We start from the raw sequence: 306 nt of genomic DNA, 5'->3' as shown, positions 1-306 counted from the left end.
CCTGCTGCAAAGCGCCGTCGGCGTGGCCGGCGCGTTCCTGCCGCCCAATTCGGTTGTCGTCTCCACCAACGGGCAGATTCCGGACTCCAAGCAGGTTTATCGCGACACTTACGACAACTACCGTCTGCAATCTTTCGACTCCGACCCGCTGAAAGACGAAGCGCCGATCTTCAAGACCGTGCCGATGGTCGTGCTCACCAACGCCTATTCGGCGTCGGCATCGGAAATCGTCGCGGGCGCGCTGCAGGATCAGCACCGTGCGCTGATCGTCGGCAAGACCACGTTCGGCAAAGGCTCCGTGCAAAC

Annotated in this window: 1 protein-coding gene; it reads left to right on the top strand. The window is 61.8% G+C overall.

From position 1 onward, the window contains the following. Positions 1–306 (top strand): S41 family peptidase (locus tag EN859_RS36825; RefSeq protein WP_245525893.1); only part of this gene is annotated, 306 nt, incomplete at both ends.

Origin of the sequence: Mesorhizobium sp. M00.F.Ca.ET.216.01.1.1, assembly GCF_004010325.2 — a bacterium.
Taxonomy (GTDB): Bacteria; Pseudomonadota; Alphaproteobacteria; order Rhizobiales; family Rhizobiaceae; genus Mesorhizobium.
The sequence above is the reverse complement of the archived record's forward strand: the minus strand, read 5'-3'. Positions and strand labels throughout refer to the sequence as shown.